Origin of the sequence: Xanthomonas sp. LF06-19 (assembly GCF_034105425.1) — a bacterium.
Classification (GTDB): domain Bacteria; phylum Pseudomonadota; class Gammaproteobacteria; order Xanthomonadales; family Xanthomonadaceae; genus Xanthomonas_A; species Xanthomonas_A sontii.
On the sequence record NZ_JAXGGH010000003.1, the window covers coordinates 503,494 to 529,088 of the forward strand.

The following is a 25,595-nucleotide window of genomic DNA, read 5'->3' on the forward strand; positions in this document are numbered from 1 at the left end:
CATCGCCGCGGCGCAGGTGCGCACAGACCAGTGGACGCAGCGCCGGCGCGCGACCGCCGGCGCATGCACGGGCACGCCTCAGCGCGGGAACTGCACGTGCCCGTCGGCGAAGTACACGCCCTTGTCGCCCTGGCTGGGCAGCGCGCCGAGGGTGTCGGTGACCACCTGGCCGCGGATGTCGGTGAGGCGGATCTCCAGCAGTTGCGCGCCCATCTGCTCGCCGACGAAATGGTTGTACGCGGTCTTCGGCAGGCTGACCCAGTCGCCGTTCTTCCTGTATTCGAACTTCACCACCGGATAGCGGTGGTTGCGCACCTGGATCGCCGCCCAGTATTGCGAACTGCCCTCCTTGATCCGGTACACCACGTTGCCGGTGACCGGTGCGGCCACCACCTGCCAGCGGATCGGGATGCGCCCGGCGCTGGTGTCGCCGATCGCGGCGAAGGCATTGGGCGACAGGTCCAGCCCGCAGTCGGCGCCCTCCGGATACAGGTCGGTGACGTACACGGTGACCGTGCCGCGCGGTCCCTGCACCTGCAGGTAGGCACCGGCCAGCGCCGCCTGGATTCCGCCGTCATTGAGCTGCGTCGGGTTCAGCGCGGTGATCGTGGCGGTCGGGTCGATGGGATCCAGCAGCAGCGCGCCGCCGGAATAGCCGGAACTGGTGTAGGTAGCGGTGCCGCTGCAGACATCGTTCCAGGCAGCGTTGGCGGGTGCGGCGGCACTGATGGCCAGGCACAGCGCGGCGAACAGGCCGGCGCCGCGCGCGGCACGGGGGGAGTAGCGTGCTTGCATGCGTGTTCTCCTGCACAGGCGCGCGGAGTCGCCGCGCGGCGACCGGACACCTGCCCGGCGCCGGCACTCTAGGACGCGGTACGCGTGCCGCGCCTTGCGCGCGGCCTGGGATTCCACAACTTGGCCGACGCCGTAGACCGCGCGGTCACGTCGCTCAACGGCGGCTGCCGCGCTCCAGCCGCCACAGCAGATCGCGCCACGGCGTGGCCGCGGTGGCCATGCCGGCCGCCACGCCCAGGGCGTCGGCCAGGGCATCCAGCGGATCGGCCGAGCGCGTGGTGGTCCAGGCGCCCTGCGCGAATTCGATGCCCACGCCCAGCGCCAGCAGACCCAGCGCGGCCCAGGTCCAGGCGCGTGGTCCGGCATAGACCTGCACCGCCGCGGCGGCCAGCACCAGGTAGGCGATGAAATGCTCGACCTTGTCGGTGTCGGGCAGGTCCGACAACTGCGGCGGGTGCGGCATCAGGCACACGTAGATCAGCACCGCGATGCCCAGCCACCACAGCCCCAGCCACAGCCAGGGCCAGCGGAAGTCGCGCACTGCCGCCATCACAGCCGCCAGGTCAGGTCGCCGGACAGGAACGCCGGCGCCAGCGACACGTCGCGCTCGAAGCCCATCACCTGGAAACGCTCGCCCATCTCGCTGGGCAGGGTCAGCTGTTTCACCTGCTGACGCAGGCGCAGTTGCACGGCTGCGTCGCTGCGCGCCTCGGCCTCGGCCAACAGCGCGTCCAGGCCGTTGCCGAGCAGGAAGCTGGCCTGATTGCAGTAACCGGCCAGGTCGAAGCCCGCCCCGGTGCCGGCCTCGGCCAGCGCGGTGAAGTCCACAGACGCGGTCAGGTCCTGCAGGCCCGGCCAGCGGTACGGATCGGCATGCGTGCGATGCCGGTAGAACGCGCGCAAGGTGCCGTCGTCGCGCTCGGGCAGATAGAACTCGCGGCGCGGATAGCCGTAGTCCACGAACAGCATCGCGCCGCTGCGCAGGCCGCCGGCCACCGCCTGGATCCAGTACGGCAACTGCGGCAGCAATTCGGAACGGTAGCCGTCGGCGAAGGGCGCCTGCAGATAGCGTTCGATGTGCCGCACCGCCGCCGCCAGCAGCGGATCGGCCGGCTGTTCGCCGCGGCGGAAGCGGCCCTCGCCATCCAGCGTCACGGTCTCTTCGAACACCTCGCCGTCGCGCAGCGCGAAGCGCGGCGTCGGCAGGGCGTCGATCACCTCGTTGGCGAACAGCACGCCGTTCCAGTCGTCGTCGAACGGCCGGTCCAGCCATTCCACCAACTCGAACACCGGCGGGATCAGCGTGCGCGCCAGACGCTCGCGCTGCCGTTCGCGTAAATCGGCGCTGGGTTCCAGGATCGCATAGCGCTCGGGCAGCGCATCCAGCGCCAGCAGGCGCTTGAGCATGACCTCGGCGAACGCGCCGCTACCGCCCCCCACTTCCAGCATGCGCGCCTGCGGCCCGAGTTGCTGCAGCACCGGCGCCAACGCATTGGACACGGTGGCGGCGAACAGCGGCCCCAGTTCCGGCGCGGTGACGAAATCGCCCTCTTCGCCGAACTTGCTGCTGCCGGCGCTGTAGTAGCCCAGGCCGGGCGCGTACAGCGCCAGCTCCATGAAGCGCGAGAACGGAATGGCTCCGCCAGCGGCGGCGATCTCGGCGCGCAGATGCGCGGCCAGGCGCTCGCTGTGGGCCAGCGCGGTGGCATCGGGCAAAGGAAGGTCGGTGGGCATGCGCTGCGCGATTGCGTGGACAATGCACAGCATAGCCGAGCATGGAACCCGTACATGACCCAGACCAAAGTCGCCCTGATCACCGGCGGCGCGCGGCGCATCGGCGCCGGCATCGCCCGACGCCTGCACGCAGCCGGCTATGACCTCGCCTTGCATGCGCACACCTCGCAGGCCGAACTGCAGACGCTGGCGCAGGAACTGGAATCCCAGCGCGCCGGCAGCACATTGACCCTGCAGGCCGACCTGCGCGACACCGCGCAGTTGCCCGATCTGGTGGCGCAGTGCGTGGCCCGCTTCGGCCGGCTCGACGCGCTGGTCAACAACGCCTCCAACTTCTATCCCACGCCGCTGCACGAAGCCACGCCGGCGCAGTGGGACGACCTGTTCGCGGTCAACGCGCGCGCGCCGCTGTTCCTGGCGCAGGCCGCGGCCGCGCAGCTGCGTCAGCATGGCGGCGCGATCGTCAACATGACCGACGTACACGCGGAGACGCCGCTGCGCGCGCATCCGCTGTACAGCGCGGCCAAGGCCGCCCTGGCGATGCTGACCCGCTCGCTGGCGCTGGAACTAGCACCGCAGGTGCGGGTCAACGCCATCGCCCCCGGCGCGATCCTGTGGCCCGACGCCGGCAAGGACGCCGCCGCACAACAAGCCCTGCTGGCACGCACCCCGCTGGCGCGCACCGGCCAGGTCGAGGAAATCGCCGACACCGTGCGCTGGCTGCTCGACGACGCCAGCTTCGTCACCGGACAGACCGTGCGGGTGGATGGGGGACGCGGGCTGACTTGAAGGCTGGGAACCGGGAATAGGGAATGGGGAATCGGCAAGCGCGACCTCTTTCCCGCCATTGCAGAGCGCTACGCCAGGCCGCGCCATGACAGCGCGACAATCGGCCCGGCACCCAGCTCTACCGATTCCCCAATCCCGATTCCCCATTCCCGGCGTCATCATCCAACTCGACCACCTCGAACACCTTCCCGTGCTCGGCATGCGCCTGCCATAGCGCGCCCAGGGTTTGGCCGCTGACCGGGTCGACGAAATCGGCGGCGATGTCGGCCAGCGGCTTGAGCACGAAAGCGTGGCGCAGCTCGGGCCGCGGGATGCGCAGGTGGCCGGGGCCTTCGACGATGCGGTCGCCGTAGAACACCACGTCGATGTCCAGGGTGCGGTCGCTGAAGCGCGGGCCGCTGCGGTCGCGGCCATGCGCGTCCTCCAGCGCATGCAGCCAGTCGTCCAGCGGCGCCAGCTCCCAGTCGGTCTGCAGCGCCACCGCGTTGTTCAGGAAGGCCGGCCCGTCGAAACCGACCGCCGCGGTGCGATAGGTCGGCGACACCGCGACCGCACCGAACTGCCGGCGCAGCGCCGCGATCGCCGCGGCCAGATGGTGATGCGGGCGCAGGTTGCTGCCCAGGCTCAGAAGCACGGTGGTCATGCGCTATTCGCGCATGCCGCGACCGCGAGCGTCAACGGCTAGCCAAGCCCGAGCCGCCCCCATAGAATCGGGGCGTACCCGGTTTTCGGCAGCGCCATGACATATTGCGTCGGCATCGAAGTGGACGAAGGCCTGGTCTTCGCCGCTGACACCCGCACCAACGCCTCGCTGGACGACGTCCGCGTCCACCGCAAGCTGCATGTGTTCGAGTATCCGGGCCAGGCGGTGTTCGCGCTGATGTCGGCCGGCAACCTGGCGACCACCCAGCTGACCCTTTCGCGTCTGCAGCGCGACGCCGACGATCCCGAGGCGCCGCGCAGCCTGCGCAGCTTCCGCCACCTGTTCGAGGTCGCCGAGTACGTCGGCGACGTGCTGGCCTCCAGCCAGATCAAGCTCTCCGAGCAATCGCAGCACAGCGGCATCAACGTGCAGTCGACGCTGATCCTGGGCGGGCAGATCGCCGGCGAACGGCCCGGGCTGTACATGATCTATCCGCTCGGCAACGCCATCGCCACCTCGCCGGAAACGCCATACCTGCAGATCGGCGAATCCAAGTACGGCAAGCCGATCCTGGACCGCATCATCCGCTCGGAGATGCAACTGGAAGACGCCGCACGCACCGCCCTGGTGTCGCTGGACTCGACCATCCGTTCCAACCTGTCGGTGGGCATGCCGATCGATGTGGCGCTGATCCGCCGCAACGACCTGCGGGTAACCGAGCGCATGCGCCTGGAAGCCGACACCCCGCTGTACGCCGAAATCCACGACACCTGGTCGCGCAAGCTGGAGAACGCCGTGCGTACCCTGCCGCGCTTCCCCTGGGAACCGGCCCTGTCCGCCGACGCCGACCACGACACCGAATCGCGCGACGCCCTGCCGCCCCTGCCCCCCCGCCGCGCCCCCGCCCGCCGCGACCCGGAAGACCAGTCGGCGCAGCAGTGAAAGGCTGGGATTGGGGAATCGGGAATGGGGAATCGGAACAGCCGGATCGCGGAGCTTGCGCTGAGACATGATGGCCGCTGAGGCGTCAATCCGTCGCCCTTGCGTTTCCAACCTGCACTTATCGGATCCGGTGAACTGCGCCTCTCTCGGTGACTCCAGATAAAGGAGTCACGTCATCGCGCAGCTGGCGCTGGAGATACGGTCGCCATGCAGCAATGAGCATCGGCTTTGGCTTTTGCCGTTCCCATTCCCGATTCCCCCATCCCCATTCCCAGCACCTCAGCCGCTTTCGAGGGCATGCGCCACCGCGCGGAACACGCGCTGCATTTCCAGCGGCTTGCGCAGGACGTGCACGGCGATGTCGGCGGGGAAGTGGTCGCGCTCCAGGTTGGTGCCGGTGTCCTCGAGCACGATCGCCGGGCCCTGGTAGCCCAGGTCCTGCAGCGCCAGCAGCAGGCGTACCGCCGACAGCAGGATGATATCGCTGTCGACGATCACCAGGTCCGGCAGGCCGTGTTCCTCGACGTCGCGCAGCGCGGCGGCGCCGTCGGACGCCAACTGCGGACGGTAGCCCTGGCTGGACAGCGCATTGCCGAGCAGCGACAACCGCGTGGCCTCGCCGTCGACGAGGAGCACGCGCTGGCCCTTGCCCATCGGCAGCGACGGCTCCGGCTCGAACGACGGCACCGGCGCGCGCAGCGGGATCAGCAATTCGAAGCAAGTGCCCTGGCCCGGCGTGCTGTCCACGCCGATCCGGCCGCCGTAGCTCTCGACGATGCGCTTGCACGAGATCAGGCCCAGGCCGGTACCGTCCGGCTTGGTGGTGAAGAAGGGACTGAACAGCCGCGCCTGGGTCTCCGCATCCATGCCCATGCCGCTGTCGCGGACCAGGATGCGCACCTGCTCGCTGCCGTCGGCACCGATCGCCGGCGCCGCCGAGAAGCTCAGCTGGCCGCCGTCGGGCATCGCCTGGATCGCGTTGAGGCCGAGGTTGAGCAAGCACTGCTGCAACTCGGTGTAGTTGGCTTCGATCGACAGCGCCGGATCGGCCACGTCCGCCTGCAGCGTCACCCGCTCCGGCAGGCTGCTCTTGAGCAGCATCTGCACCGCCTGGAACAGTTCGGCGATGCGCACCGGCTCGCTGGGCGTGCGCGAGCCGCGCACGAACGACAGCATCGATTCGGCCATTTCGTGGCCGCGCCGGCCGCACTCGGCGATGACGTCGGCCAGGTGCCGCAGTTGCGGATCGTCGCTGCGCCCGACGATCAGTTCCGGCACGATCAGCAACGGCTGCAGGATGTTGCGCAGGTCGTGACTGAGCCCGGCGGCGAGCAGGGCCAGGCTCTCCAGCCGCTGCGCGCGCATCAGTTCGCGCTCCACCCGCTGCCGCTCGCGTTCGGTGCGGGCCTCGCGGATCGCCCGCGCCACCGCCGACGGCAGGCGGGTCGGGTTGTGCTTGATGATGTAGTCGTTGGCGCCGTCGCGCAGCGCCTCCACCGCGGTCTCCTCGCCGATGGTGCCGGAGACGAAGATGAAGGGCACGGCGTTGCCGTCCTCGCGCACCACCCGCAGCGCCTCGTGCCCGGAGAACCCGGGCATGCTCAGGTCCGACAGCACGATGTCCGGCGCGAACTCGCCCAGCGCCTCGCGCAGGGTCGGCTCGCTTTCCACGCGGCGGAAGGTCGCCTCCAGGCCGGCGTCCAGCAACTGGTCGGACAGCAGCTCGGCATCCTCCGGCGAATCCTCGACCATGAGGATCCGGATCGGGCCAAGCCTGGGGCCGGTGGTGGGCATGCGCGCTTACTCTTTGTCCGGCGCCTGGTTGATCAGCGCCCAGAAGGTGCCCAGGGTCTTCACCGCGGTGAAGAACTGGTCCACGTCCACCGGCTTGACCACATACGCGTTCACGCCCAGATCCCAACTGCGGGCCAGGTCGCTTTCCTCGCGCGAGGACGACAGGATCACCACCGGCAGGCGCTTGAGCGACTCCTCGCTGCGCACCAGCTTGAGCACTTCCAGGCCGTCCATGCGCGGCATCTTGATGTCCAGCAGCAGCACCGCCGGCAGGCCTTCCTCGCGGTCGGCATAGGCGCCGCGGCGCAGCAGGTAGTCCATCGCCTCCACGCCGTCCTCGACGTGCACGATGGGATTGGCCAGACGCGCGTCGCGCAACGCATCCACCGCCATTTCGGCATCGGCGGGGCTGTCTTCGGCAAGCAGGATGGTGCGGATGGCGGTCATGCGATGAACTCGGTAGTGGGCGCTTCGGGCGCCGGGGGCAAGACGAAATGGAAGGTGGCGCCCTGGTCGGGGGCGGACTCGGCCCAGATATGGCCGCCATGGCGGGTCAGCACGCGGCGCACGCTGGCAAGGCCGATACCGGTGCCGGAATATTCGCTGGCCTTGTGCAGGCGCTGGAACACGCCGAACAGCTTGGCCGCATAGGTCATGTCGAAGCCTGCGCCATTGTCGCGCACGCTGAAGTGATGGCTGCCGTCCGGCTGCACCTGGTAGCCGACCTCGATCTGCGCGACCTCGCGCTTGGCGCTGTACTTGACCGCATTGCCGAGCAGGTTCAGCCACAGCTGGCGCATCATGTTCTCGTCGGCGACCAGGATCGGCAACGGCGCGATGCTCCATTCGATGCGATGCCCGCTGTCGCCATGGTCGGACTGGTAGTTGGCGTCGAGCACCGAACGCGTCTCCGCCACCAGCGACTGCATGTCCACCGCCTGCAGGCGCAGCGCACTGCGGCCCAGGCGCGAGTACACCAGCAGGTCGTCGATCAGCGAGGCCATGCGCCGCGCCGAGGTGCCGATCACCTCCAGGTAGTGCCGGCTCTTCTCGTCGGCGCCATCGCCCAGATGGCGAACCAGCTTGTCGGCGAAGCCGGCGACATGGCGCAGCGGCGCGCGCAGGTCGTGCGAGACCGAGTAGCTGAACGCCTCCAGTTCGCGATTGACTTCGGACACCTGCTCGATCTTGCCCTCCAGCTGCCGGTTCAGCTCCTGGATGCGCTGTTGTGCGGTTTTCTGCAGGGTGATGTCGCTGACCGTCATCAAGACCACTTCGTCCTCGCTGTCCGGCAGCGGCATGCGCCGCGCATTCAGCAGCATGGTCCTTGGTACGCCGTCCGCGCCAAGTTGTTCGTGCTCGAAATCCCACAATTCGCGTCCGCGCAGCAGCACGTCGGCCAAGCGCTGCACGATCACCGGATCCTGCCAGACGCCGTCGCCGACGTCGGCGAGCAGCTTCGGCGGATCCGCCAGGTCCATGCCGTACAGTTCGGCGAAGGCGGTGTTGTGCATCAGCATGCGCTGCCCGTTGTCGAGCAGCACGATCGGCTCGCGCACGGTCTGCAGCACCGCCGCGGCGCGGCCGTTGGCGCGCAGCATGTGGCGCTCGGCATCCAGGCGCCGGCCGATCTGCCGTTGCAACAGCCAGATCACCAGGCCCAGCAACAACAGCTGCACCACCAGCGAGGTCCAGCTCATCATCGAGGCGAGCATGCGGCGCTGCTCGGCGTCTGCGGTCCGCTCGCTCAGCAGTTCGTCCTCGCGCCGCTGCAGCTCGGCGATCAGGCCGCGCACTGGATTGTCGGAGGTCATGTCCTGGATCAGCGCGCGGATCCGCTCCGGATCGCGGGTCTGCGCGATCCGCTCGGCGATCAGGCCGCGCCGCTCCAGCGTGCTCTGCAGGCGGCCGACGCGGATCTGCTGGTCCGGGTTGTCGCGGGTCAGCTCGGCCAAGTGCGCCAGCGTCGGCTGCATCGAGTTGCGCGCCTGCTGCAGGCGCGCGGTCAGGATCGGCGACTGCACACCGTGCGACATCGCCATCGCCGCCGACTCCATGTCGCGCATGTCCGCTTCCATCGCGTTCAAGGTGGCGGTCACTTCCTGGCTGTGGCCGACCCAGTCCGCCGCACGCAGGGTGCTGGCATTCATCTGCCGCAGCAGCAGCGAGGGCAGGATGACGATCAGGACGACGGCCAGCGCCAGCAACGGCAGCCGCCAGCGGTCCCAAGCATCGTGTTTGGCGATGGTCTGCATAGCTGGTGCGTCAAAAGAAGGAACGGCTGCGGCCATCGCGGGCGCGCATTGTCGCCCATCTTCCCCGGCAGCAGATGAATTGTTCAGCGAAAACGCGACACCCTGATCGCGGTACCTGCAAGGACTCTATCCCAGGCCGCGCGCACGACGACACGGGCGGCCTGCGGCCACCCGCGGGAGCGCCACGCGCGCGCCGCGCTCAGGGCCGGCGCGCCGGGGGCGGAATGGAACCGGCGGTGGCGCCGATCAGGGTCCAGGCCGGCATGCCGGCGCGGACCAGCAGGAAATCGGCGTGGCTGCGCAGGCGCCGGCGCTCGGATTGGCTCAGGCCCTGATCCAGGTCCTGCATCAGCACGGAGAACGCCGGCCAGAACCCGGTGTCGTCGTGAAACGTGGTCAACAGCATGCTCAACTGTGCTTCCAGCCGGCGCACCGCCGGCAGCAGCAGTGACGGCTGCGCGCCATGGCCGGACAACGCGGCGCCCAGCGCCTCGGCAGCCGCGGCCGCGTGCCCCGCAGCCGGGTGGGGTTGGGTCTCCAACATCGCGCGTGATCCGTTGACGAACATGAAGGGATGATGTCTGAGCGGGTGTCAATGCGACGCGAAATGCGATTTCCGTCGCGAATTTGCCCCCCCCCAAAAAAAACGCACCCCGCAGGGTGCGTCGAAGACCGGCTGTCGCGGGTGGGGCGCCTCGTCGCATCCCCACCCGCGGCGGCGGATCGCAATGCTTACTTCTTGGCGGCGGCGCTGACCTTCAGGTCGGCCGCATCCACCTTCTTGACCCCGTCGATCTTTTTGGCGACCGCCACGGCCTTGTCCTTCTCGGCCTTGGTCGCGACCGCGCCGGACAGCTTGACCGTGCCGTTGACGGTGTCGACCTTGATCTCGGTGCCCGACACGTTCTTGGTGGCCAGCAGATCGGCCTTCACCTTGGTGGTGATCCAGGTGTCGGTGACCGGCTCCTTGGAGTCGTGGCGAGTCGTGTCATGGGCCATGGTGTCGTGCTGCATCGTGTCCTGCTGGCCCATGGTGCCGTGGTCCTTGGCGCTGGTGGCCTGGCCGGCTGCGAACGCCTGGCCCGCGCCGAACGCGAAACCGGCCACCAGGGTGGCGCCAAGCAGGGTGCGTGCATTGATCGTCTTCATCGTGTCTTCCTCCGCTGAATGTGCGCGCAGTCTCCGCCAGGCCGTCGTACAGGCGGCGTGACCGAAGAATCGCCGCAGCGTGAATGCGCAATCCGCCCACGCAGCCCAGGCGATACTGGCGTCCCGCCGCTGCTGCCTGCGCCCATGTCCGACTTCAATCTCGCCCTGCTCGGCTTCGGCTACGTCGGCCGCACCTTCCATGCGCCGCTGATCGCACACACGCCCGGCCTGCACCTGCACACCGTGGTCTCGCGCCAGGCCGAGGCCGTGAACGCGGCCTGGCCGCAGGCGCGCGTGGTCGCCGATGCGGCGCAGGCCTTCGCCGATCCGCGGATCGATGCGGTGGTGATCGCCACACCCAACCAGACCCACGCGCCGTTGGCGCTGGCCGCCCTGGCGCAGGGCAAGCACGTGCTGGTGGACAAGCCATTCACCCTGGACGTGGCCGAAACACAACAGGTGCTGGCGCAGGCGCAGCGCGCCGACCGCATCGTCAGCGTGTTCCAGAACCGACGCTGGGACGGCGACTTCCTGGGCGTGCGCGCCTTGCTGGAGGCGGGCACGCTGGGCGAGATCGCCGAGTTCCATTCGCACTTCGACCGCCACCGTCCGCAGGTCGGCGACCGCTGGCGCGAGCACGCACTCCCCGGCTCGGGGCTGTGGTTCGACCTGGGGCCGCATCTGCTCGATCAGGCCCTGCAACTGTTCGGGCCGCCGCAGGCGCTGCAGGCCGATCTGGCGCTGCAACGCCCCGGCGCGCAGACCGTGGATTATGTGCATGCGGTGCTGCGCTATCCGCGGTTGCGGGTGGTGCTGCATGCCGGTTCGCTGGTCGCCGCCAACGGCCTGCGCTTTGCGGTCCACGGCAGCGGCGGCAGCTACGTCAAGCACGGTCTGGACACGCAGGAAGCGCAGTTGCGCGCGGGCGTCGCGCCGGGCGCGCCCGGCTGGGGCGAGGATCCCCTGCCCGGCCAGTTGCGCCTGGTCGGCGCCGACGGCACGCACGCCGTCCAGACCCTGCCCGCGCCGCGCGGCGATTACCGCGACTGCTATGCGGCCTTTCGCGAGGCGATCGCAGGTCGCGCGCCTGCGCCGGTGGATGCGGCGCAGGCGCTGGCGGTGATGCGGCTGCTGGAGGCAGGCGTGCGCAGCGCCGCCTCCGGCTGCAGCGTCACGCTGGACTGAGCGCCGGGCCTCAGGCCGGGCGCGTACCGCCTGGCGCGGGCGCGTCGCCGCCCTCGTGCTTGATCGCATGGCCGCCGAACTGGTTGCGCATCGCCGCCAGCAACTTGTCGGCGAACGAATCGTCGTCGCGCGAGCGCAGCCGCTCCAGCAGCGAGAGGGTGATCACCGGCGCCGGCACGTCCAGGTCGATCGCCTCGGCCACGGTCCAGCGGCCCTCGCCGGAGTCCTGGACGAACGGCGCGATGCCGGCCAGGGTCGGGTTGTCGCCCAAAGCATCCGCGCACAGGTCGAGCAGCCATGAACGCACCACGCTGCCCTGGCGCCAGACCTCGGCCACCTGGTGCAGATCCAGTGCGAATTCCTGCTTGCGCCCCATCAGCGCGAAGCCTTCGGCATAGGCCTGCATCATTCCGTACTCGATGCCGTTGTGGACCATCTTGGTGAAGTGGCCGGCACCGCTGGGGCCGACGTGTCCCCAACCGGCATCGGCAGCCGGCGCCAGGGTCGCGAACACGTCGTGCAAGCGCTGCACCGCGGCGTTGTCGCCGCCGATCATCAGGCTGTAGCCCTCGCGCAGGCCCCACACGCCGCCGCTGGTGCCGCAGTCGACATAGGCGATGCCGCGCGCGGCGAGTTCGCCGGCGCGGCGCATCGAATCCTTGTAGTAGGAATTGCCGCCGTCGATCACCACGTCGCCCTTGCCGAGCAACGGCAGCAACGCGGCCAGGGTGTCGTCGACGACCTTGCCGGCCGGCACCATCAGCCACACCGCGCGCGGTGCCGGCAGCGCCGCGATCAGCGCGGCCATGCTGTCGACCGCGTCGACCCCGCGCTGCTGCGCCGCGCTGCGCGCGGCCTCGCCCAGGTCGAAACCGACCACGCGATGCCCGCCGCGCACCAGCCGCTCGGCCATGTTGGCGCCCATCCGGCCCAAGCCTACAAGTCCCAGTTCCATGCGTCGTTCCCGGTTCGAAAAAAGGAGGGTTAGGGTCTCACGAAGCGGCGATGCCGACGTGACGCGCAGCTAAGGCACCGATGCGGTGGCAGGTGCCGGCGGCGGCGTTTGCGCACAGTCGTGCAGTTGCAGGTCGCGCCAGCGCTGGTACAGCGTGGTGTGCAGGTTATGCAGGGTCAGCTCGATCGCGAACGGCGTGCGCGGATTGCGATCCAGCAGCCGCACCACGTGATACCCGATCGGCTTGACGCCCTTGGGATGCACGTAGACCTGAAAGCCCCGGTAGAACGGATCGTCGAGCAAGGCGTCGAGTTGCGCGAGCACCGCCTGCTGGGCCGGATCCAGGCGCGCGCGCAGCGCCGGGTCGCGCGCGTACAGCAAGCGCTCGAAGCGCTCCCGCCCCGGGCCGCGCAGCGCCCGCGCCAGCTCCCAGATGCGGCGGTTCTGGGCGTCGTAGTAGGCGAAGCCACCGTGCGCGCGCAAGGCCGTAGCGGCCTCGGCGCTGACCGCGGCGACCACGAAGTTCTCGGCCTGGTTGTTGATGTCGTCCAGGTAGCGGCGCTCGAACACGTGCACGATGTAGCCGGGCGCACCGAGGAAGGCCGCACGGCCGCGCCGCGCGGTCCTGGCTGCCTTGCCGTCGGCGAAGAAATCGCCAGCGTGCGCGCCGAGCAGGATGCTGTCGGTGTCGTGCAGGGTCAGGAAGGTGCCGATCGACAGCTCGTCGGCGCTGAACGCACGATCGAACGCCGCGTCGCCATACAGTTCGCGCTGCGTGGCCAGTTGCGCGATCTGCCGGCCGACGCCGCATTCCGAGCGCACGTGCCCGCTGTAGAACGCCTCGATCGCCTGCGCATTGCCGCCGGCCGGGCGATAGCCGCGACCGAAGCTGCGGAAGCGCTCCCAGCCTTGCGCGCGCGCGCCGCGCAGGCCGAAGCCGATCCAGCCCAGTTGCAGCGCCGAGAAACGGTAGCCGGGATTGTCCTGCAGGCGTGCGACCGCGCGCGTGGTGGCCGCCCCAAGTTGCAGGAAGTAGCCGCACTGCGTGGCCGGCGTGTCCAGCAAGGCACGCAAGGCCTGCTCCCGTTGCGCGTCGTTCCAGGCCGCGGGCAAGGCCGCCTGCAGATCGCCGTGCGCCTGCGCCTCGGCCAGCGAACCGCGTTCGCAGGGTGCGCCGGCGGCGATCTGCGGCTGCGCCGCGCTGGTCGTGCCGATGTGCCAACCGAGCCGCTCCAGCAGTGCGGCCAGGCAAGCCGCGCTGGCCTGGTCGGCCGGCGCTGGCGCGGCCGTGGCCGCGGCACTGGCCAGCAGCGCGGCCAGCAGCAGACCGATGCCGCGGCGAAGCCGCGGCGGGCAAGCGAACCTCGATGGTCGGATCATGGAGCGGACATCACGAACAGGAGCTTCCGATTGGCCACGTGGCGGCGGCGCCCGCGCAGCGTGCCGCCTCGCCCGTGCAGGCGTCGCGAAACCCACCGCCGCGGCACCGACACCCTCGGCGTTCACTCTTCCGCCATGCCCGGCGCACCTACACTGCGGCTCCCTTGGCGCAAGCGATCCCCTGCATGCACGTGCTCGTTACCGGAGGCACCGGATTCATCGGCCGCGCGCTGTGCCCGGCCCTGCTCGACGCCGGGCACCGGGTCAGCGTGCTGACCCGCGACCCCGCACGCGCGGCGCGCCTGTTGCCGGCGGTGCAGGTGCTGGACGATCTGCAGCGCGCCGCACCGGCCGATGCGGTGATCAATCTCGCCGGCGAACCGCTGACCGAAGGCCGCTGGAGCGCCACCCGCAAGCGTCGCTTCCGCACCTCGCGCATCGGTACCACCCGCGCCCTGATCGACTGGATGAGCGGACTCGACGCTGCGCAGCGCCCGGGCTGCCTGATCTCCGGCTCGGCGATCGGCTACTACGGCGACCGCGGCGACGAGGTCCTGGACGAAACCAGCACGCCGGGCGACGACTTTGCCGCCCAGCTCTGCCGCGACTGGGAGGCGGAAGCGCTGCGCGCGCAGGACCTGGGCGTGCGCACCAGCCTGGTCCGCACCGGCGTGGTGCTGGGCCGCGACGGCGGCGCGCTGGCGCGGATGCTGCTGCCGTTCCGCTTCGGCATGGGCGGGCGCATGGGCGATGGCCGCCAGTGGATGAGCTGGATCCACCGCGACGATCAGGTCGGGTTGCTGCTGTGGCTGCTGCAGCAAGGCGGCGAAGGCGCCTACGACGCCACCGCGCCGGCGCCGGCGACCAATGCCACGTTCGCGCAGCAACTCGCCGCGACCCTGCATCGTCCGGCGCTGCTGCCGATGCCGGCGGCGGCATTACGCCTCGGCTTCGGCGAGATGGCCGAGCTGTTGCTGGGCAGCCAGCGCGTGCTGCCGACACGTGCGCAACGCGAGGGTTATGTGTTCCGGTATCCGCAGTTGGACGCGGCGCTGCGCGATCTGCTCGCCGATTGAGCCGCCGCGGCGCCGAATCGCGCAACGTCGCAACCGGCACCCCAAAAAAACGCCCCGGCGGAGGCCTCCGCCGGGGCGTGCTGCATCAGGCTGCCAGGTCGGCGTCAGGCACCGACCAACACGATGCGGTCGCGCGACTCAATACCGCTTGCAGACGGTCTCGACCACGCGATCGCCATTGGCCTGCTGACGCTGGCCCTGGATGTAACGGCCCGTGGCGCCACCGGCGACCGCGCCGCCGACCGTGGCCAGCTTGCGGCCATCGCCCTTGCCGATCTGGTTGCCCAGCAAGCCGCCGATCGCCGCACCCGCCAGGGTGCCGCCGATGCGGTCCGGATCGGTGCTGTTCTTGCGCACCGCGACCTTCTTGCAGTGCACGCGGGTGCCGTCGCTGAAGCGGCGGCCGGCGTCCTCGGGACCGTAGTGACGCTGCGCCTCGGCCAGCGGCGCGGCGGCCGTGGCGATGGCGAGGACGGAAAGACACAAGGCGGATTTGAGAGTGTTCATGCTGATTGCTCCTGGGTGGCGGAGCCGATGCACAAGCACCGCGCTCTCGACGGGCGCCACCTTCTCACCGGATTCGCGAATGGTTCGTGAAGCGAAATCGGCCGCATTCAGCTTGTGTAGCAACGCCTGAATCAGTCGGCGCCGCCGGGCTCGCCGCTCGGAGGCGCGGTCGCGAGGGGCGGCTGCGCCGCAGTGGCCGCCGCGGGTGCCGGCGGCGGCGTGGGCGCTGCGGCGGGCGGCGGAGTCGGCACCGTCGACGCTGCAGGTACAGGTGCGGGCGCTGCCGGCGCCGGCGCGGTCACCGCCGCGGACGGATGCGCAGACGGCTCCGGTGCCGGCTTGCTCTTGGGCAGGTATTCGCTCATCAGCTGGAAGAAGCGCTTGTAGAAGTCGCCGTCCTGCACCGTACTGCTGGCCACCCGCACCATCGAATCGTCGCTGCTGCCGATCGGCAGGGACACCGAGCCGAGCACGCCGACGCCGACGCTGGCCGAGGTCGGGCTCTTCTTCAGCGCATAGCGGTCCTGCAAGGCACTGACGAACACCCAGGATTCGTCCTGCCCATGCGCGACGCAGGACACGCGCAGTTCCAGTTGCTCATGCAACTCGTCGCTGGGCTGGAAGTTCTTGGTGCCTTCCACCGCATCGGCGGTGGCCTTGGAGACCACGTAGCCCTGGCTCAGCAGCGCGCGCCGCGCCGATTCGCAGGCCTGCGCCGGCTGCACCGGGTAGTTGCGCGAATAGGTGTTGTCGGAATTGAAGGTCTCTTTCACCAGGCCGTCCTGCTTGCGCGCGAAACAGCCGCTCAGGCCGATCGCGATCAGCGCGAGCGCGGGAATGGCGAGAACCTTGGAGGGAGCGGACATAGGCCGTTGACCGGAGAGAGGGAACCGCGGCAAAGGATAGCCGCAAGCGCGTGGGCGCGGCCTTGACGCCACCGCGGCCGCTCATCCCGCGGTTAGCGAGATGCGCGGTCTGCGCCGCCACCGCGTCAGGCGGCGGCGGGTTCCAGCGCCAGGTCCACGCGCAGCAGGCCGCCGTGGCGATCGCGACGTTCGGCGCGCAGGTAATGATGGGCGTCGAGCAGTTCCAGGGTCGGCGGCACCGCCAGCGGCTCGCCCCACAGGCTCAGCAGGAAGCCACGCGCGCGCAGCCAGTCGAGCAGCCGCAGCAGCCCGCCCGGGTCGCGCGGCAGCAACAGATCGACATCGCCCGGCAGGCGCGGTGCCGCCGCCGGATCCGCCAGCCAGCGCGGATAGCTGCCGTGCAGCGCAAAGACGAAACCGTCGGCGTGCAGCGCCTCCAGCAACTGTGCCGTACCCGCCAGGTCGATGCGCTGGCGCCGGTGCTGGAAGATCATCGCGTACTCGTGGCTGCGATCGTTGCGGGTGTCGCCGGGCGCCAGCGGCTGCGCGGTCTCGCGCGGGTAGCACAGCACCCGCTCGGGACAGGGCGCGAACAGGCTGCCCAGGATCCGCGCCAGATCCCAGGCCTGCGGCACCGTGGCCTCGCCAAGTTGGACGTTCTCCACCATCGCGATGCAGAAGCCGTCCTCGCGCAGGTGGCGGCGGACTCCATGGAACACCGCGCGCAGGCCGTGCAGGTAGGCGGCGTAGTCGGCACTGGCGTAGAGCTGGTCGGGCGCCGCCGCGGCCGGCCAGGCACAGCCGAAGTACGGCACGTTGGTCAGGCACAGGTCCACCGGCGCGGATGGCGCGTAGTGCGGCAAGCCGCCGTCCAGCACCTCGGCGTGCAGGCCGAGCCGCTGCAGCCGTTCGCGCGCCAGCCGCGCACGCGCCGCGTCGATCTCCAGGCCGATGCCGTGGCGCCCTTCCAGTTCCGCCGCGAGCAAGGTGCTGCCGAAGCCGCAGAACGGATCCAGCACACGCTCGCCCGGCGCGCTGAAGTGGCGCACGAACGGACGCATCTGCCCGACCCAGCCGCAGTCGCGCGCGCCCAGCGGATCGCGCTGGCGCAGGTCCTCCGGCAGGCGATGCTCGGGCGGATCCGGCAACGGCGTCCACCAGCTGCGGCTATCCATGCGACGCCCGCCACAGCAGATCGCGGTCCGGCTGCCAGCCGGCGCACAGCCGGCCGTCGGCGAAGAACACCAGCTTGTAGATGTCGCCGCTGTCGTGGCGCGCGTGCATCGCGCCATAGTCGGAGGTCTCGAACACCACCTCCATGCCGTCGGCGGTGGCCAGGCGCAGGTTCCAGAAGTAGTAGCCCTCGGTGATCTGCAGCGGCTGCAATTCGCGCCACCACGGCGCGGCCATGCAGGCGCCGAGCACCTGCTCCACCGCGACCCGCGCCTGAGTGAGATAGCGTGCGGTGCCGCCATCGCGGTAGCCTTCGCCGAGCCGGGAGAATTCGCGGAAGATCACCGTACGTGCCCCGCAGGCGCGCGCCCAGTCCAGGTAGGCCGCGACGCCGTCGGCATCGGCGATGCCGCCGTGCTGCAGGATGCACACCAGGCGCAACGGCAGCGCTTCGGCGATGCGTTGCGCAGTGGCGACGAACACCTCCGCATCGGCGATCGCCTCGCCGGGGCGGAAACGCATGATCGCATCGTTGCGCGCCTGCTGCGGATGGTGCCGCGACAGTTCGATCCACGACAGGCCGAAGCGCTGCAAGGCCTGCAGCAGCGCATCGCCATGGCCGCGGGCAAAGCCAGCACCGTTGCTGTACAGCACCCGCTGCTCGACCAGCAAACCCTCGCGCTCGGCCGCATCCAGGGTCCGCAGCAGCTCCACGAACCAGGCTTCGTCGTCGGTCATCTCCAGCCCCGAAAGCGAATGCGACAGCGGCAGTCCGCGCAACTGCGCCAATGCCTGACGCAGTTGCGCGAAGTAGTCCGGCGGCGGCCGCAGGCTGGCCGCGGCGGTGCCGCCGGCCAGCGGCCGCAGGGTTTCCGAGCAGAAGCGGCAGCGCGCCGAACACGGCCGCACCGATGCGTAGGGAGTGAAGGTCACCGGCTGCGCGACGCGGTAGTCGCGTGCGCCGATGCGCAGCTGGCGCCAGCGCGAGGCATCCGCCGCGGCCGGCACCCGCCATTCCAGATGCGGAGTGCTGGCGCGCAGCGCGGCGAACAGCGGCGAGCCGCCGCTCAACGGCGGCGCGCTCGGCAGGGAGGCGTGCATGGGAGCCTCCTACAGGCGCGCGGCGTTCGCGCGCTCGCGTACCTCGGCGAAGGTCCAGTCGTGCAGCAGGCGGCCGTTCTCCCACACGGTGACCATCGCATCGTCGTAACCGGCCGGGCCGGCGACCGCTTCGGCCGACACCGCGTCTGGCGCCACCGGCTCGGTGCGGTAGCTGCCGTACTCGCGGTGCCGCAGCAGACGCATGCGCCCACGCTTACTGAGCTTGCCCTTGTCGGTGACCGGATCCTTGTACACGTCGATCCAGCGGCCGTCGACGCGGGCGGCCGAGCACTTCAACGCGAACTTCTGGGTGTCCCGGTCGAGCCGTTGCAGCAACGCGCCGCCCATGCCGAAGGCCAGATTGTCGGTGGCGTAGCCGGCGCTGGTGATGCGCTCCAGGATCGCGCGGATGCTGGTCGGGTTGACCCCGTCGCCCTGGATCACCCGCACGTGGTTGAGCACCTTGTAGCCCTTGCCGTTGACGCTGTGGCCGAAGGCCTCGTCGAGCAGTTCCAGGCACTGGTGCACCACCGCCACCGGATCGCCGGAGTCCGGGCGGATCACCACGGTGGCGCCGGAGGCGATCACCTCCTCGCGCAGCGTGGTGCCCCAGTGCTCGCGGATCGCGTGGAAGATGTCGTAACTGTCCGACACCACCGCGACCACGCCGCCGGGCTTGCCGAACTGCTTGAGCATGTTGCGGTAGGCCTCGACCTCGCGCTCGCGGCCCCAGCTGGTGATGGTGCTGTGCTCGGCGGCGGGGATCGAATAGCCGGCCATCGGCTCGTGGTAGTGCGCGCGCGCCAGCAACAGCCCGGACACGGTGTCGGTGCCGAGAAAGTTGACCAAGTGCGACGCGCCACCGATCGCCGCCGATTCCAGGCTGGACACGCCGCGCGCGCCGAAGTCGTGCAGCTTGAACGGCAACTGCCCGTCCGGATCGTCGCTGGTGCGCTCCAGGAACTGGCGGATGGTCTGCTTGGCGTGCCAGCTCACTGTGGCCACGGTCACCGGATACCAGATGCGCAGCAGCAGCGTCTCCAGGTACGACGGTACCCAGTAGGCCTGCGCGTCGGTGGACTCGATGGTCATCAGCGCGTTGTGGGTCGGCACCACGCTGCCCTCGGGCACGGCGCGGATGCGGATCGGCAACTGGCCGCCGAGGCGGTCGACGATGTCGCGCCAGCCCGCTTCGTTGAACGGCTCGCCGTGCGCGGCGAACAGGTCGCGCGCCTCGTCGATGTCGGCATGGGTGACGGGGCGGCCCAGCGCCTCCTTGAGGATCGACTGCAGACCGAAGAACACGGTGCGGTCGTAGACGCCGCCGCGCGATTCCACGTAGAAGAACGTGGCGTCGGTGCCGGGCGGGTACTGCAGCCAGTGGCTGGCCTTGTAGCTGTCGGTGTTGAGCAGCAGGTTGTTCAGGCATTGCATGACGGAAGCTCCTTCGCGTCTGGGAAAGCCGGCGGTCTGTCCGCCGGCCGGGAAGGCCGCGTCAGCCGCGGCCCAGGAAGAATTCGAGCAGGTGCAGATGGTCTTCGAACAGTTTCGGACCCATGCCCAGCACTTCGCTGACCGGCACCCAGCGCGCCTTGTCGGCGTCGTCGCCGCCGCGCACCTCGGGCAGTTCGCCGAACACGAACTCAAAGTGGAAGGCGTGGGTGATGGTGCGCCCGCGCAGGCTGCGCTCGGGGTGGTCGAACACGTGGCGGTTCTTCAGCGAGCCCTTGAGCACCGGCACCGGAATCTTCAGCCGGGTCTCCTCGCGCAGTTCGCGCAGGCAGGCGTCGAGGATGCTCTCGTGCTGGCCGACGAAGCCGCCGGGCAGCGCCCACAGGCCCTTGCCCGGCGCCGCGCGGCGGCGCACCAGCAGCACGTGCCCGGAATGCACCACTACCGCATCGGCGGTGACGAAGGTCGGCGGATACGGCGCCTCCTTCCAGGCGGCGCGGTACTGCTCGATGAACTGGTACTCGGCGAGCAGTTCGGCATACGAGGGCGAGTTCTTGCGAAACGCCTCGAGCATGTCGAACACCGGCGTCGGCACGTTGCCGCGCAGCATCAGCAGCGCGCCGTGGAAATCGATGCTGCCGGCCTCGAACAGGTAACGGCGCAGCTCGGTCGCCGACAGCGTCTCGGTGTGCTGCACATCGACCAGCGGCCACTGCGGAAATTCGCGCAGGTAATAGCTGCTGGCGTCCTTGTCCATGCCGATCAGGCCGATCCGTGCCTCGGCGCTGCCGCCGTCGCTGCGCACCGCCTCGGCCACCGTGGACTGCACCGCGGCGATCCACTGGCTTTCGTTGTACAGATGGTCGCGCAACGGCCGCAGGATCAGCCGCTCGCCGGCGCCTTCCAGCGCGGCCTGGATCATCACGCTGCGCTCGGCAACGGTCCAGGGATTGCGGATGGTGCGGGGAGTCTCGGCCGAGCCGATCAGGAAGATGAGTTTCTGACCACGCGCCAGGGCGTGGCGGGCAACGGCGGCGTGGCCGTTGTGGAAGGGCTCGAAGCGCCCGATGAACACGAGATAGTCGAACTCCATGAGCATCCCTCACGGTTGGGTGGATCGCCGCGGGTCTGTCCCTTGGCGTGAGCGGAATGCTACGCCGATGCCGCATCGCGTCAAGTGACGCACCGCGCAGATTCATCGGCCATCCAGACAGCGCTTGCGGACGTCGCGACAGCACCGCTGCAGTGCAGCGCGCGTCGCCGTGACGATCGCGCTAGCCTCGTGCGCGCCGCGGCCGCGGGGGACCGCCCGGCACGTCGCTGCGCCCACTCCTCGGGGCCGCATGACGCCCCCCTTCCCTCCTCCCATCATCGCGAGAATCGCATGAACCGATCGAGCAAGCGCGTGTCCGCCTGGCTGCTGGTGTTGTTGCTCGCCTGCCTGTGTGCGCCGGCCATGGCGCAGACCTTCGCCAAGGGCGCCGATGTCAGTTGGATCGACCAGCAGGAAAGCAGCGGGCGCGTGTTCCGCAACGCCTCCGGCGCCACCACCGATTTCTTCTCGCTGCTCAAGGGCACCGGGGTCAACGCGATCCGGCTGCGCGTGTGGGTCAATCCGCAGGGCGGCTGGAACGACGGCGCCGACACGCTGAACATGGCCAAGCGCGCGAAGGCGCAGGGCATGCGCATCATGATCGACTTCCACTACAGCGACAGCTGGGCCGATCCCGGCAAGCAGACCAAGCCGGCGGCCTGGAGCAACCACGACTTCGCCACCCTGGTGAAGGACGTGTATTCGCACACCAACGGCATCTTGTCCTACCTCAAGTCCAACGGCATCGACGTGAGCTGGGTGCAGGTGGGCAACGAGATCAATAGCGGCATGCTGTGGCCGGACGGCAAGACGCCCAACTTCGGCAACCTCGCGCAACTGATCAACAGCGGCTACAACGCCAGCAAGTCGGTCTATCCCAACGCCAAGGTGATCGTGCACCTGGCCAACGGCCACGACAACGCGACCTTCCGCTGGTTCTTCGACAGCCTCAAGTCGGCCGGCGGCAAGTGGGACGTGGTCGGCATGTCGCACTACCCGTCCCCCAATGCCTGGCAGAGCGCCAACACCCAGATCGCCAGCAACATGCAGGACATGGTGGCGCGCTACGGGTCGGACGTGATCGTCAGCGAGGTCGGCATGGACTGGCAGCAGGCCGCGACCACCCGCGCGATGTTGGCCGATCTGCTGAGCAAGACCCGCGCGCTCGGCAGCCGCGGCCTGGGCGTGTTCTATTGGGAACCCGACGCGTATCCGGGCTGGCAGGGCTACACGATGGGCGCGGTCGACAACAACGGGAAACTGACCCAGGCGCTGTCGGCGTTCAACTGAGCACCTCGCGGCAGGCGCGCCACGCGGTGGTCACCGACACCACCGCCGTGCCACCATCGCGTGCTCCGCTCCTGTCGAGATCTGCCATGTCGCTGTCGCTGTCGTCCGCGCGCAAGCTCGCGCTTCCTCTGCTGCTGGTGCTGAGCGCGTGCATCGCGCCAGCGCAGGCGCGCACGCCCGCAACGCCCGCCGCGCCGGCCCCGCTCAAGGTGATGAGCTTCAACGTCCGCGTGCCGGTCGATACCGACGGCGACAAGCGCTGGGACGTGCGCCGCAGCGCGATGGCCGCGCTGATCCGCGCGCAGCACCCGGATGTGTTCGGCACACAGGAACTGGTCCAGCGCCAGGCCGACTACCTGGCCGCGCAACTGCCGGAGTACCGCTGGTTCGGCCCCAGCCGTGACGGCAAGGACGACGGCGAACGCATGGGCGTGTTCTACGACAGCCACGCGCTGAAGCTGGTGGACTCGGGACACTTCTGGCTGTCGGACACGCCGGAGGTGATGGGCAGCATCAGCTGGGGCCATCCGCTGCCGCGTATGGTCAATTGGGGCCTGTTCGAGCGCATCGGCGATGGCCGCCGCTTCTACCTGTTCGACACCCATCTGCCCTATCGCGACGAGGACGAAGCGGCGCGCGCCAAGGGCGCGGCGCTGATCGTGTCGCGGCTGAAGGCGCTGCCGGCGGACGTGCCGGTGGTGCTGACCGGCGACTTCAACACGGTGCCGGACTCGCCGACCTACCGCACCCTCACCGCAAGCCTGGCCGATGCGCGCACGCAGGTGGCGCAACCGCAAGGCCCGGAAGCGACCTTCCACGATTTCACCGGCCACCCGGACCGGCGCATCGACTGGATCCTCTCGCGCGGGTTGAAGGCCACCGACTACGCCACGCTCGACGCGCGGCCGCAGGGCCACTGGCCGTCCGACCATTTCCCGGTGATCGCCACGTTCGCCTGGCCGCAGTGAGGCGCGTGGGCCTGCGGCATGGACCGCAGGCCCACGAACGGGAGCGGCTCCTATCTGTTCGGTATCAGCCGCGACGCGCATGACGCGAAAGGCCTTGGCGTGGCTGACCAAGGCCGCATCGAGCGCTGCAAGACAGGCAACACCTCCGGCAGAGCCAACGCAGAAGCGCGTGATCCGCTCAGTTCTTCAGTCGCAATCTCGCACCGAAAAGCATCCGGCTCCGGTAGCGGTCGGGACTGAAGTCCCTCCCACAGCAAGCAACTGCGCTGACAGGGGGCCGTGCGTCCGCAGGAGCAACTTCAGCCGCGACACGCGTCACCGGGGAACAGCCGTCGCAAGCCATCCCGAACAGCGTAACAAGGCCTGCGCCTGCCAGTTAACGATGCCTCGCTGCACCATTGCGCAAGCGCATCGTCAGAGGCGTCAGTCGTGCGCCAGCCGACGGATCCTCAGGCCGCCGGCGCGGCATGCGCACACAGCCAGTCCAATACCTGCTGCACCGGCGGCGACGGCGCAGGTGTCGCTCGCCAGACGATCGACAACTGGCGCAGCGCCCACGGCTCCTGCAGCGGCACCGCGACCAACTGCGCGCGCACGCTGACCCGCTCCAGCGCCGCCTGCGGCAGGATCGCCACGCCGGCGCCGCGCGCCAGCATGCGGCACAGCGGTTCGATGCCGTGCACCTGCGCGCGGATGCGCAGCTGGCCACCGGCACGCGTGGCATGGGTCCGCAGATGCTGCTGCAGTGCGCTGTCCTCGGCCAGGCCGAGCAACTGCGCCTGCCATACCTCCGAGAACCGCAACTGCGGCGCCTGCGCCAGCGGATGCGTGGCCGTGGCCACCAGCACCAGCCGATCCTGCCGAAACGGGTGCGCCTGCAGGCCCTGCAGATCGGCGTGATCGGCGATCACCGCCAGGTCGGCGCGTTGCTCGCGCAGCGCGTCGGCCGCGGCGACGCTGCCCTGCTCGCGCAGCGCCAGATCGATGCGCGGGTGCGCCACCAGGAACTCGGCCAGCAGTTCCGGCAACCATTCCGACAGCGCCGCGGTATTGGCCAGCAGGCGCACGCTGGTCGGGTGGCCGCCGGCATACTCGCCCAGTTCGCTGCGCATCGCCTCGGCCTGCCGCAGCAACTCCCGCGCGTGCCGCAACAGCGCGGTGCCGGCCGCGGTGAGGCCGACGCCACGCGGGCCGCGCGCGAACAGCGCGACGCCGAGCTGCGCCTCCAGCGCGCGGATGCGTGCACTGGCGGCGGCCAGCGACAATGCTGCGCGGTCGGCGCCGGCGGTGATGCTGCCGGCCTCGGCCACCGCCAGGAACAGCCGCAGATCGGTGAAATCCAGGTGCATCGATGCTCCCGCCTTCGTCGTTGCCGAAGTCTGCCTGAAGCATTCGCGCATTGTCCGGCTGCCGCGGCGCGCCGATGCTGGATGCCATGGACACCCTCGCACCGCATCTGCTGCCGATCGCCCTGGTCTTCCTGCTCGCCGGCGGCGTCAAGGGCGTGGCCGGCATGGGCCTGCCGACGGTGGCGATGGGCCTGCTGGGGCTGTGGCTGACGCCGACCGAGGCCGCGGCGCTGCTGGCGCTGCCGTCGCTGCTGACCAACCTGCAACAAGCCTGGGGCGCAGGCACCGGCGCGCTGCTGCGGCGACTGTGGCCGCTGCTGGCGTGCATCGCCGCCGGCACCTGGGGCAGCGCCGGCGTCCTCGCCGACGCGGACCCGCGGCTGGCGCGCGCCGGGCTGGGCGCATTGCTGGCGCTATACGCCCTGCTTGGGCTGAGTCAGTGGCAGGGGCGCTTGTCGCCCTCGCAGGCGCGCTGGGCTGGGCCACCCGTGGGCCTGACGACCGGATTGCTGACCGGCGCCACCGGCGTGTTCGTGTTGCCGGTGCTGCCCTACCTGGTGGCGCTGGACCTGCCGCGGGAGGCGCTGATGCGCGCGCTCGGCAGTTGCTTCGCCGCGGCCACGCTTGCGCTGGCCGCAGCCCTCGTCGCGCACGGGGCCTTCCCCACCCAGGCGCTGGGTCCGTCGTTGCTGGCGCTGCTGCCCACTGCCGTAGGCATGTGGCTGGGAACGCGGCTGCGCCAACGCATCTCCGCCAGCGCGTTCCGCCGCGTGTTCTTCCTGACCTTGCTGGCACTGGGCCTGCACCAGGTGTGGCAGGCGCTGGGCTAGGGCGTGTCATCAATCCCCGAGCATGCCGCGCCGCGATTGCGCGCGCCTGTGGCAAGGAAGAGCGAGGAAGTGGACGTCCGTCCACGCCCAAGCGATGACGCGGCCATGGGCGCGCGCAATCGCGGCCCTTCGGGTTGGGCCTCGCAGGCGCGCGGCCGGCGCCGCGCGGCTTGACCTGACGGCCAGTCAGGCGCTGCGCCACGCAACGCCGGCCGCGCGCCTGCCAGACCCAACGCGGCATACTCGGGAATTGATGACACGCCCTAGGG

At 69.8% G+C, this 25,595-nt stretch carries 24 protein-coding genes and 1 pseudogene; 7 read left to right on the forward strand and 18 right to left on the reverse strand.

Annotation, left to right across the window (positions count from 1 at the left end):
* Nucleotides 1–78: 78 nt before the first annotated feature.
* The 3 genes and pseudogenes from SLW55_RS09130 to SLW55_RS09140 form a co-directional block, all read right to left on the reverse strand.
* Nucleotides 79–684 (reverse strand): annotated as a pseudogene (locus SLW55_RS09130) (expansin EXLX1 family cellulose-binding protein); the annotation flags it as partial.
* A gap of 265 nt (nucleotides 685–949) precedes the next feature.
* Complete coding sequence (locus SLW55_RS09135) at nucleotides 950–1,345, reverse strand: VanZ family protein (protein WP_148827596.1); 396 nt, start codon at nucleotides 1,343–1,345, stop codon at nucleotides 950–952.
* Nucleotides 1,345–2,529: an SAM-dependent methyltransferase gene (locus tag SLW55_RS09140; protein ID WP_320744983.1), complete on the reverse strand. Its 1,185-nt coding sequence runs from the start codon at nucleotides 2,527–2,529 to the stop codon at nucleotides 1,345–1,347. Before SLW55_RS09140 ends, SLW55_RS09135 begins: the two co-directional genes overlap by 1 nt.
* Before the next feature lie 54 nt (nucleotides 2,530–2,583).
* Here SLW55_RS09140 and SLW55_RS09145 point away from each other — a divergent pair, with 54 nt between their 5' ends.
* Nucleotides 2,584–3,318 (forward strand): pteridine reductase, encoded by a 735-nt coding sequence (locus SLW55_RS09145; protein ID WP_267122015.1) that lies wholly within the window; start codon nucleotides 2,584–2,586, stop codon nucleotides 3,316–3,318.
* Between the two features lie 118 nt (nucleotides 3,319–3,436).
* On the opposite strand, the gene folK is transcribed toward SLW55_RS09145, so the two are convergent.
* Complete coding sequence (folK, locus tag SLW55_RS09150) at nucleotides 3,437–3,961, reverse strand: 2-amino-4-hydroxy-6-hydroxymethyldihydropteridine diphosphokinase (RefSeq protein ID WP_320740240.1); 525 nt, start codon at nucleotides 3,959–3,961, stop codon at nucleotides 3,437–3,439.
* 96 nt (nucleotides 3,962–4,057) lie between these two features.
* On the opposite strand from folK, the gene SLW55_RS09155 reads away from it, so the two are divergent.
* A complete protein-coding gene (locus tag SLW55_RS09155; RefSeq protein WP_320744984.1) occupies nucleotides 4,058–4,903 on the forward strand; it encodes a 20S proteasome subunit A/B in 846 nt (281 codons plus the stop codon).
* 279 nt (nucleotides 4,904–5,182) lie between these two features.
* On the opposite strand, the gene SLW55_RS09160 is transcribed toward SLW55_RS09155, so the two are convergent.
* From SLW55_RS09160 to SLW55_RS09180, 5 genes are all read right to left on the reverse strand, one after another.
* Nucleotides 5,183–6,697, reverse strand: a complete 1,515-nt coding sequence (locus SLW55_RS09160; RefSeq protein ID WP_026144266.1) for a hybrid sensor histidine kinase/response regulator — start codon at nucleotides 6,695–6,697, stop codon at nucleotides 5,183–5,185.
* Nucleotides 6,698–6,703: 6 nt separating this feature from the next.
* Nucleotides 6,704–7,144, reverse strand: coding sequence for a response regulator (locus SLW55_RS09165; protein ID WP_010343137.1), 441 nt, complete (start codon nucleotides 7,142–7,144; stop codon nucleotides 6,704–6,706).
* Nucleotides 7,141–8,952, reverse strand: a complete 1,812-nt coding sequence (locus SLW55_RS09170) for an ATP-binding protein (protein WP_017911733.1) — start codon at nucleotides 8,950–8,952, stop codon at nucleotides 7,141–7,143. Before SLW55_RS09170 ends, SLW55_RS09165 begins: the two co-directional genes overlap by 4 nt.
* Nucleotides 8,953–9,151: 199 nt before the next feature.
* Nucleotides 9,152–9,496 carry a hypothetical protein gene (locus SLW55_RS09175; protein ID WP_267084123.1) on the reverse strand — a complete coding sequence of 115 codons (345 nt, stop codon included), beginning with the start codon at nucleotides 9,494–9,496 and terminating at the stop codon, nucleotides 9,152–9,154.
* Between the two features lie 188 nt (nucleotides 9,497–9,684).
* The gene (locus SLW55_RS09180) at nucleotides 9,685–10,101 is read right to left on the reverse strand and encodes a BON domain-containing protein (protein ID WP_017908374.1); all 417 of its coding nucleotides are present in this window, start codon (nucleotides 10,099–10,101) and stop codon (nucleotides 9,685–9,687) included.
* Between the two features lie 144 nt (nucleotides 10,102–10,245).
* Here SLW55_RS09180 and SLW55_RS09185 point away from each other — a divergent pair, with 144 nt between their 5' ends.
* The gene (locus SLW55_RS09185; RefSeq protein ID WP_267084124.1) at nucleotides 10,246–11,286 is read left to right on the forward strand and encodes an oxidoreductase; all 1,041 of its coding nucleotides are present in this window, start codon (nucleotides 10,246–10,248) and stop codon (nucleotides 11,284–11,286) included.
* 10 nt (nucleotides 11,287–11,296) lie between these two features.
* On the opposite strand, the gene gnd is transcribed toward SLW55_RS09185, so the two are convergent.
* Together gnd and SLW55_RS09195 are read right to left on the reverse strand one after the other, a co-directional pair.
* Nucleotides 11,297–12,241: a phosphogluconate dehydrogenase (NAD(+)-dependent, decarboxylating) gene (gene gnd / locus SLW55_RS09190; RefSeq protein WP_320744985.1), complete on the reverse strand. Its 945-nt coding sequence runs from the start codon at nucleotides 12,239–12,241 to the stop codon at nucleotides 11,297–11,299.
* A gap of 69 nt (nucleotides 12,242–12,310) precedes the next feature.
* Complete coding sequence (locus tag SLW55_RS09195) at nucleotides 12,311–13,621, reverse strand: hypothetical protein (protein ID WP_320744986.1); 1,311 nt, start codon at nucleotides 13,619–13,621, stop codon at nucleotides 12,311–12,313.
* Nucleotides 13,622–13,806: 185 nt separating this feature from the next.
* Here SLW55_RS09195 and SLW55_RS09200 point away from each other — a divergent pair, with 185 nt between their 5' ends.
* On the forward strand, nucleotides 13,807–14,697 hold the full coding sequence (locus SLW55_RS09200) for a TIGR01777 family oxidoreductase (protein WP_017916472.1): 891 nt from the start codon (nucleotides 13,807–13,809) through the stop codon (nucleotides 14,695–14,697).
* Nucleotides 14,698–14,835: 138 nt separating this feature from the next.
* Here the strand turns inward: SLW55_RS09200 and SLW55_RS09205 are convergent, their stop codons facing one another.
* The 6 genes from SLW55_RS09205 to SLW55_RS09230 all read right to left on the reverse strand — a co-directional run bounded on the left by SLW55_RS09205 (nucleotide 14,836) and on the right by SLW55_RS09230 (nucleotide 20,895).
* The gene (locus SLW55_RS09205) at nucleotides 14,836–15,204 is read right to left on the reverse strand and encodes a glycine zipper 2TM domain-containing protein (protein WP_320744987.1); all 369 of its coding nucleotides are present in this window, start codon (nucleotides 15,202–15,204) and stop codon (nucleotides 14,836–14,838) included.
* A gap of 131 nt (nucleotides 15,205–15,335) precedes the next feature.
* Nucleotides 15,336–16,070: a DUF2242 domain-containing protein gene (locus SLW55_RS09210; RefSeq protein ID WP_295928393.1), complete on the reverse strand. Its 735-nt coding sequence runs from the start codon at nucleotides 16,068–16,070 to the stop codon at nucleotides 15,336–15,338.
* A gap of 125 nt (nucleotides 16,071–16,195) precedes the next feature.
* Nucleotides 16,196–17,245 carry a DNA methyltransferase gene (locus SLW55_RS09215; protein ID WP_295928395.1) on the reverse strand — a complete coding sequence of 350 codons (1,050 nt, stop codon included), beginning with the start codon at nucleotides 17,243–17,245 and terminating at the stop codon, nucleotides 16,196–16,198.
* Complete coding sequence (locus SLW55_RS09220; protein ID WP_320744988.1) at nucleotides 17,238–18,344, reverse strand: hypothetical protein; 1,107 nt, start codon at nucleotides 18,342–18,344, stop codon at nucleotides 17,238–17,240. The genes SLW55_RS09215 and SLW55_RS09220 overlap by 8 nt, the downstream gene beginning before the upstream one ends.
* A 9-nt stretch (nucleotides 18,345–18,353) precedes the next feature.
* A complete protein-coding gene (locus tag SLW55_RS09225) occupies nucleotides 18,354–19,778 on the reverse strand; it encodes a nicotinate phosphoribosyltransferase (RefSeq protein ID WP_017915878.1) in 1,425 nt (474 codons plus the stop codon).
* Between the two features lie 61 nt (nucleotides 19,779–19,839).
* A complete protein-coding gene (locus SLW55_RS09230; protein ID WP_017909091.1) occupies nucleotides 19,840–20,895 on the reverse strand; it encodes a bifunctional nicotinamide-nucleotide adenylyltransferase/Nudix hydroxylase in 1,056 nt (351 codons plus the stop codon).
* A gap of 285 nt (nucleotides 20,896–21,180) precedes the next feature.
* Between SLW55_RS09230 and SLW55_RS09235 the strand changes: the two genes are divergently transcribed.
* Both SLW55_RS09235 and SLW55_RS09240 read left to right on the forward strand, forming a co-directional pair.
* Nucleotides 21,181–22,179 (forward strand): arabinogalactan endo-1,4-beta-galactosidase, encoded by a 999-nt coding sequence (locus SLW55_RS09235; protein WP_267099712.1) that lies wholly within the window; start codon nucleotides 21,181–21,183, stop codon nucleotides 22,177–22,179.
* An 86-nt stretch (nucleotides 22,180–22,265) separates the two neighbouring features.
* Nucleotides 22,266–23,147, forward strand: a complete 882-nt coding sequence (locus SLW55_RS09240) for an endonuclease/exonuclease/phosphatase family protein (protein WP_148829906.1) — start codon at nucleotides 22,266–22,268, stop codon at nucleotides 23,145–23,147.
* Nucleotides 23,148–23,596: 449 nt separating this feature from the next.
* Here the strand turns inward: SLW55_RS09240 and SLW55_RS09245 are convergent, their stop codons facing one another.
* A complete protein-coding gene (locus SLW55_RS09245) occupies nucleotides 23,597–24,496 on the reverse strand; it encodes a LysR substrate-binding domain-containing protein (RefSeq protein ID WP_320744989.1) in 900 nt (299 codons plus the stop codon).
* 86 nt (nucleotides 24,497–24,582) lie between these two features.
* Between SLW55_RS09245 and SLW55_RS09250 the strand changes: the two genes are divergently transcribed.
* Nucleotides 24,583–25,326, forward strand: a complete 744-nt coding sequence (locus tag SLW55_RS09250; protein ID WP_320744990.1) for a sulfite exporter TauE/SafE family protein — start codon at nucleotides 24,583–24,585, stop codon at nucleotides 25,324–25,326.
* The last annotated feature ends 269 nt before the right edge of the window (nucleotides 25,327–25,595 follow it).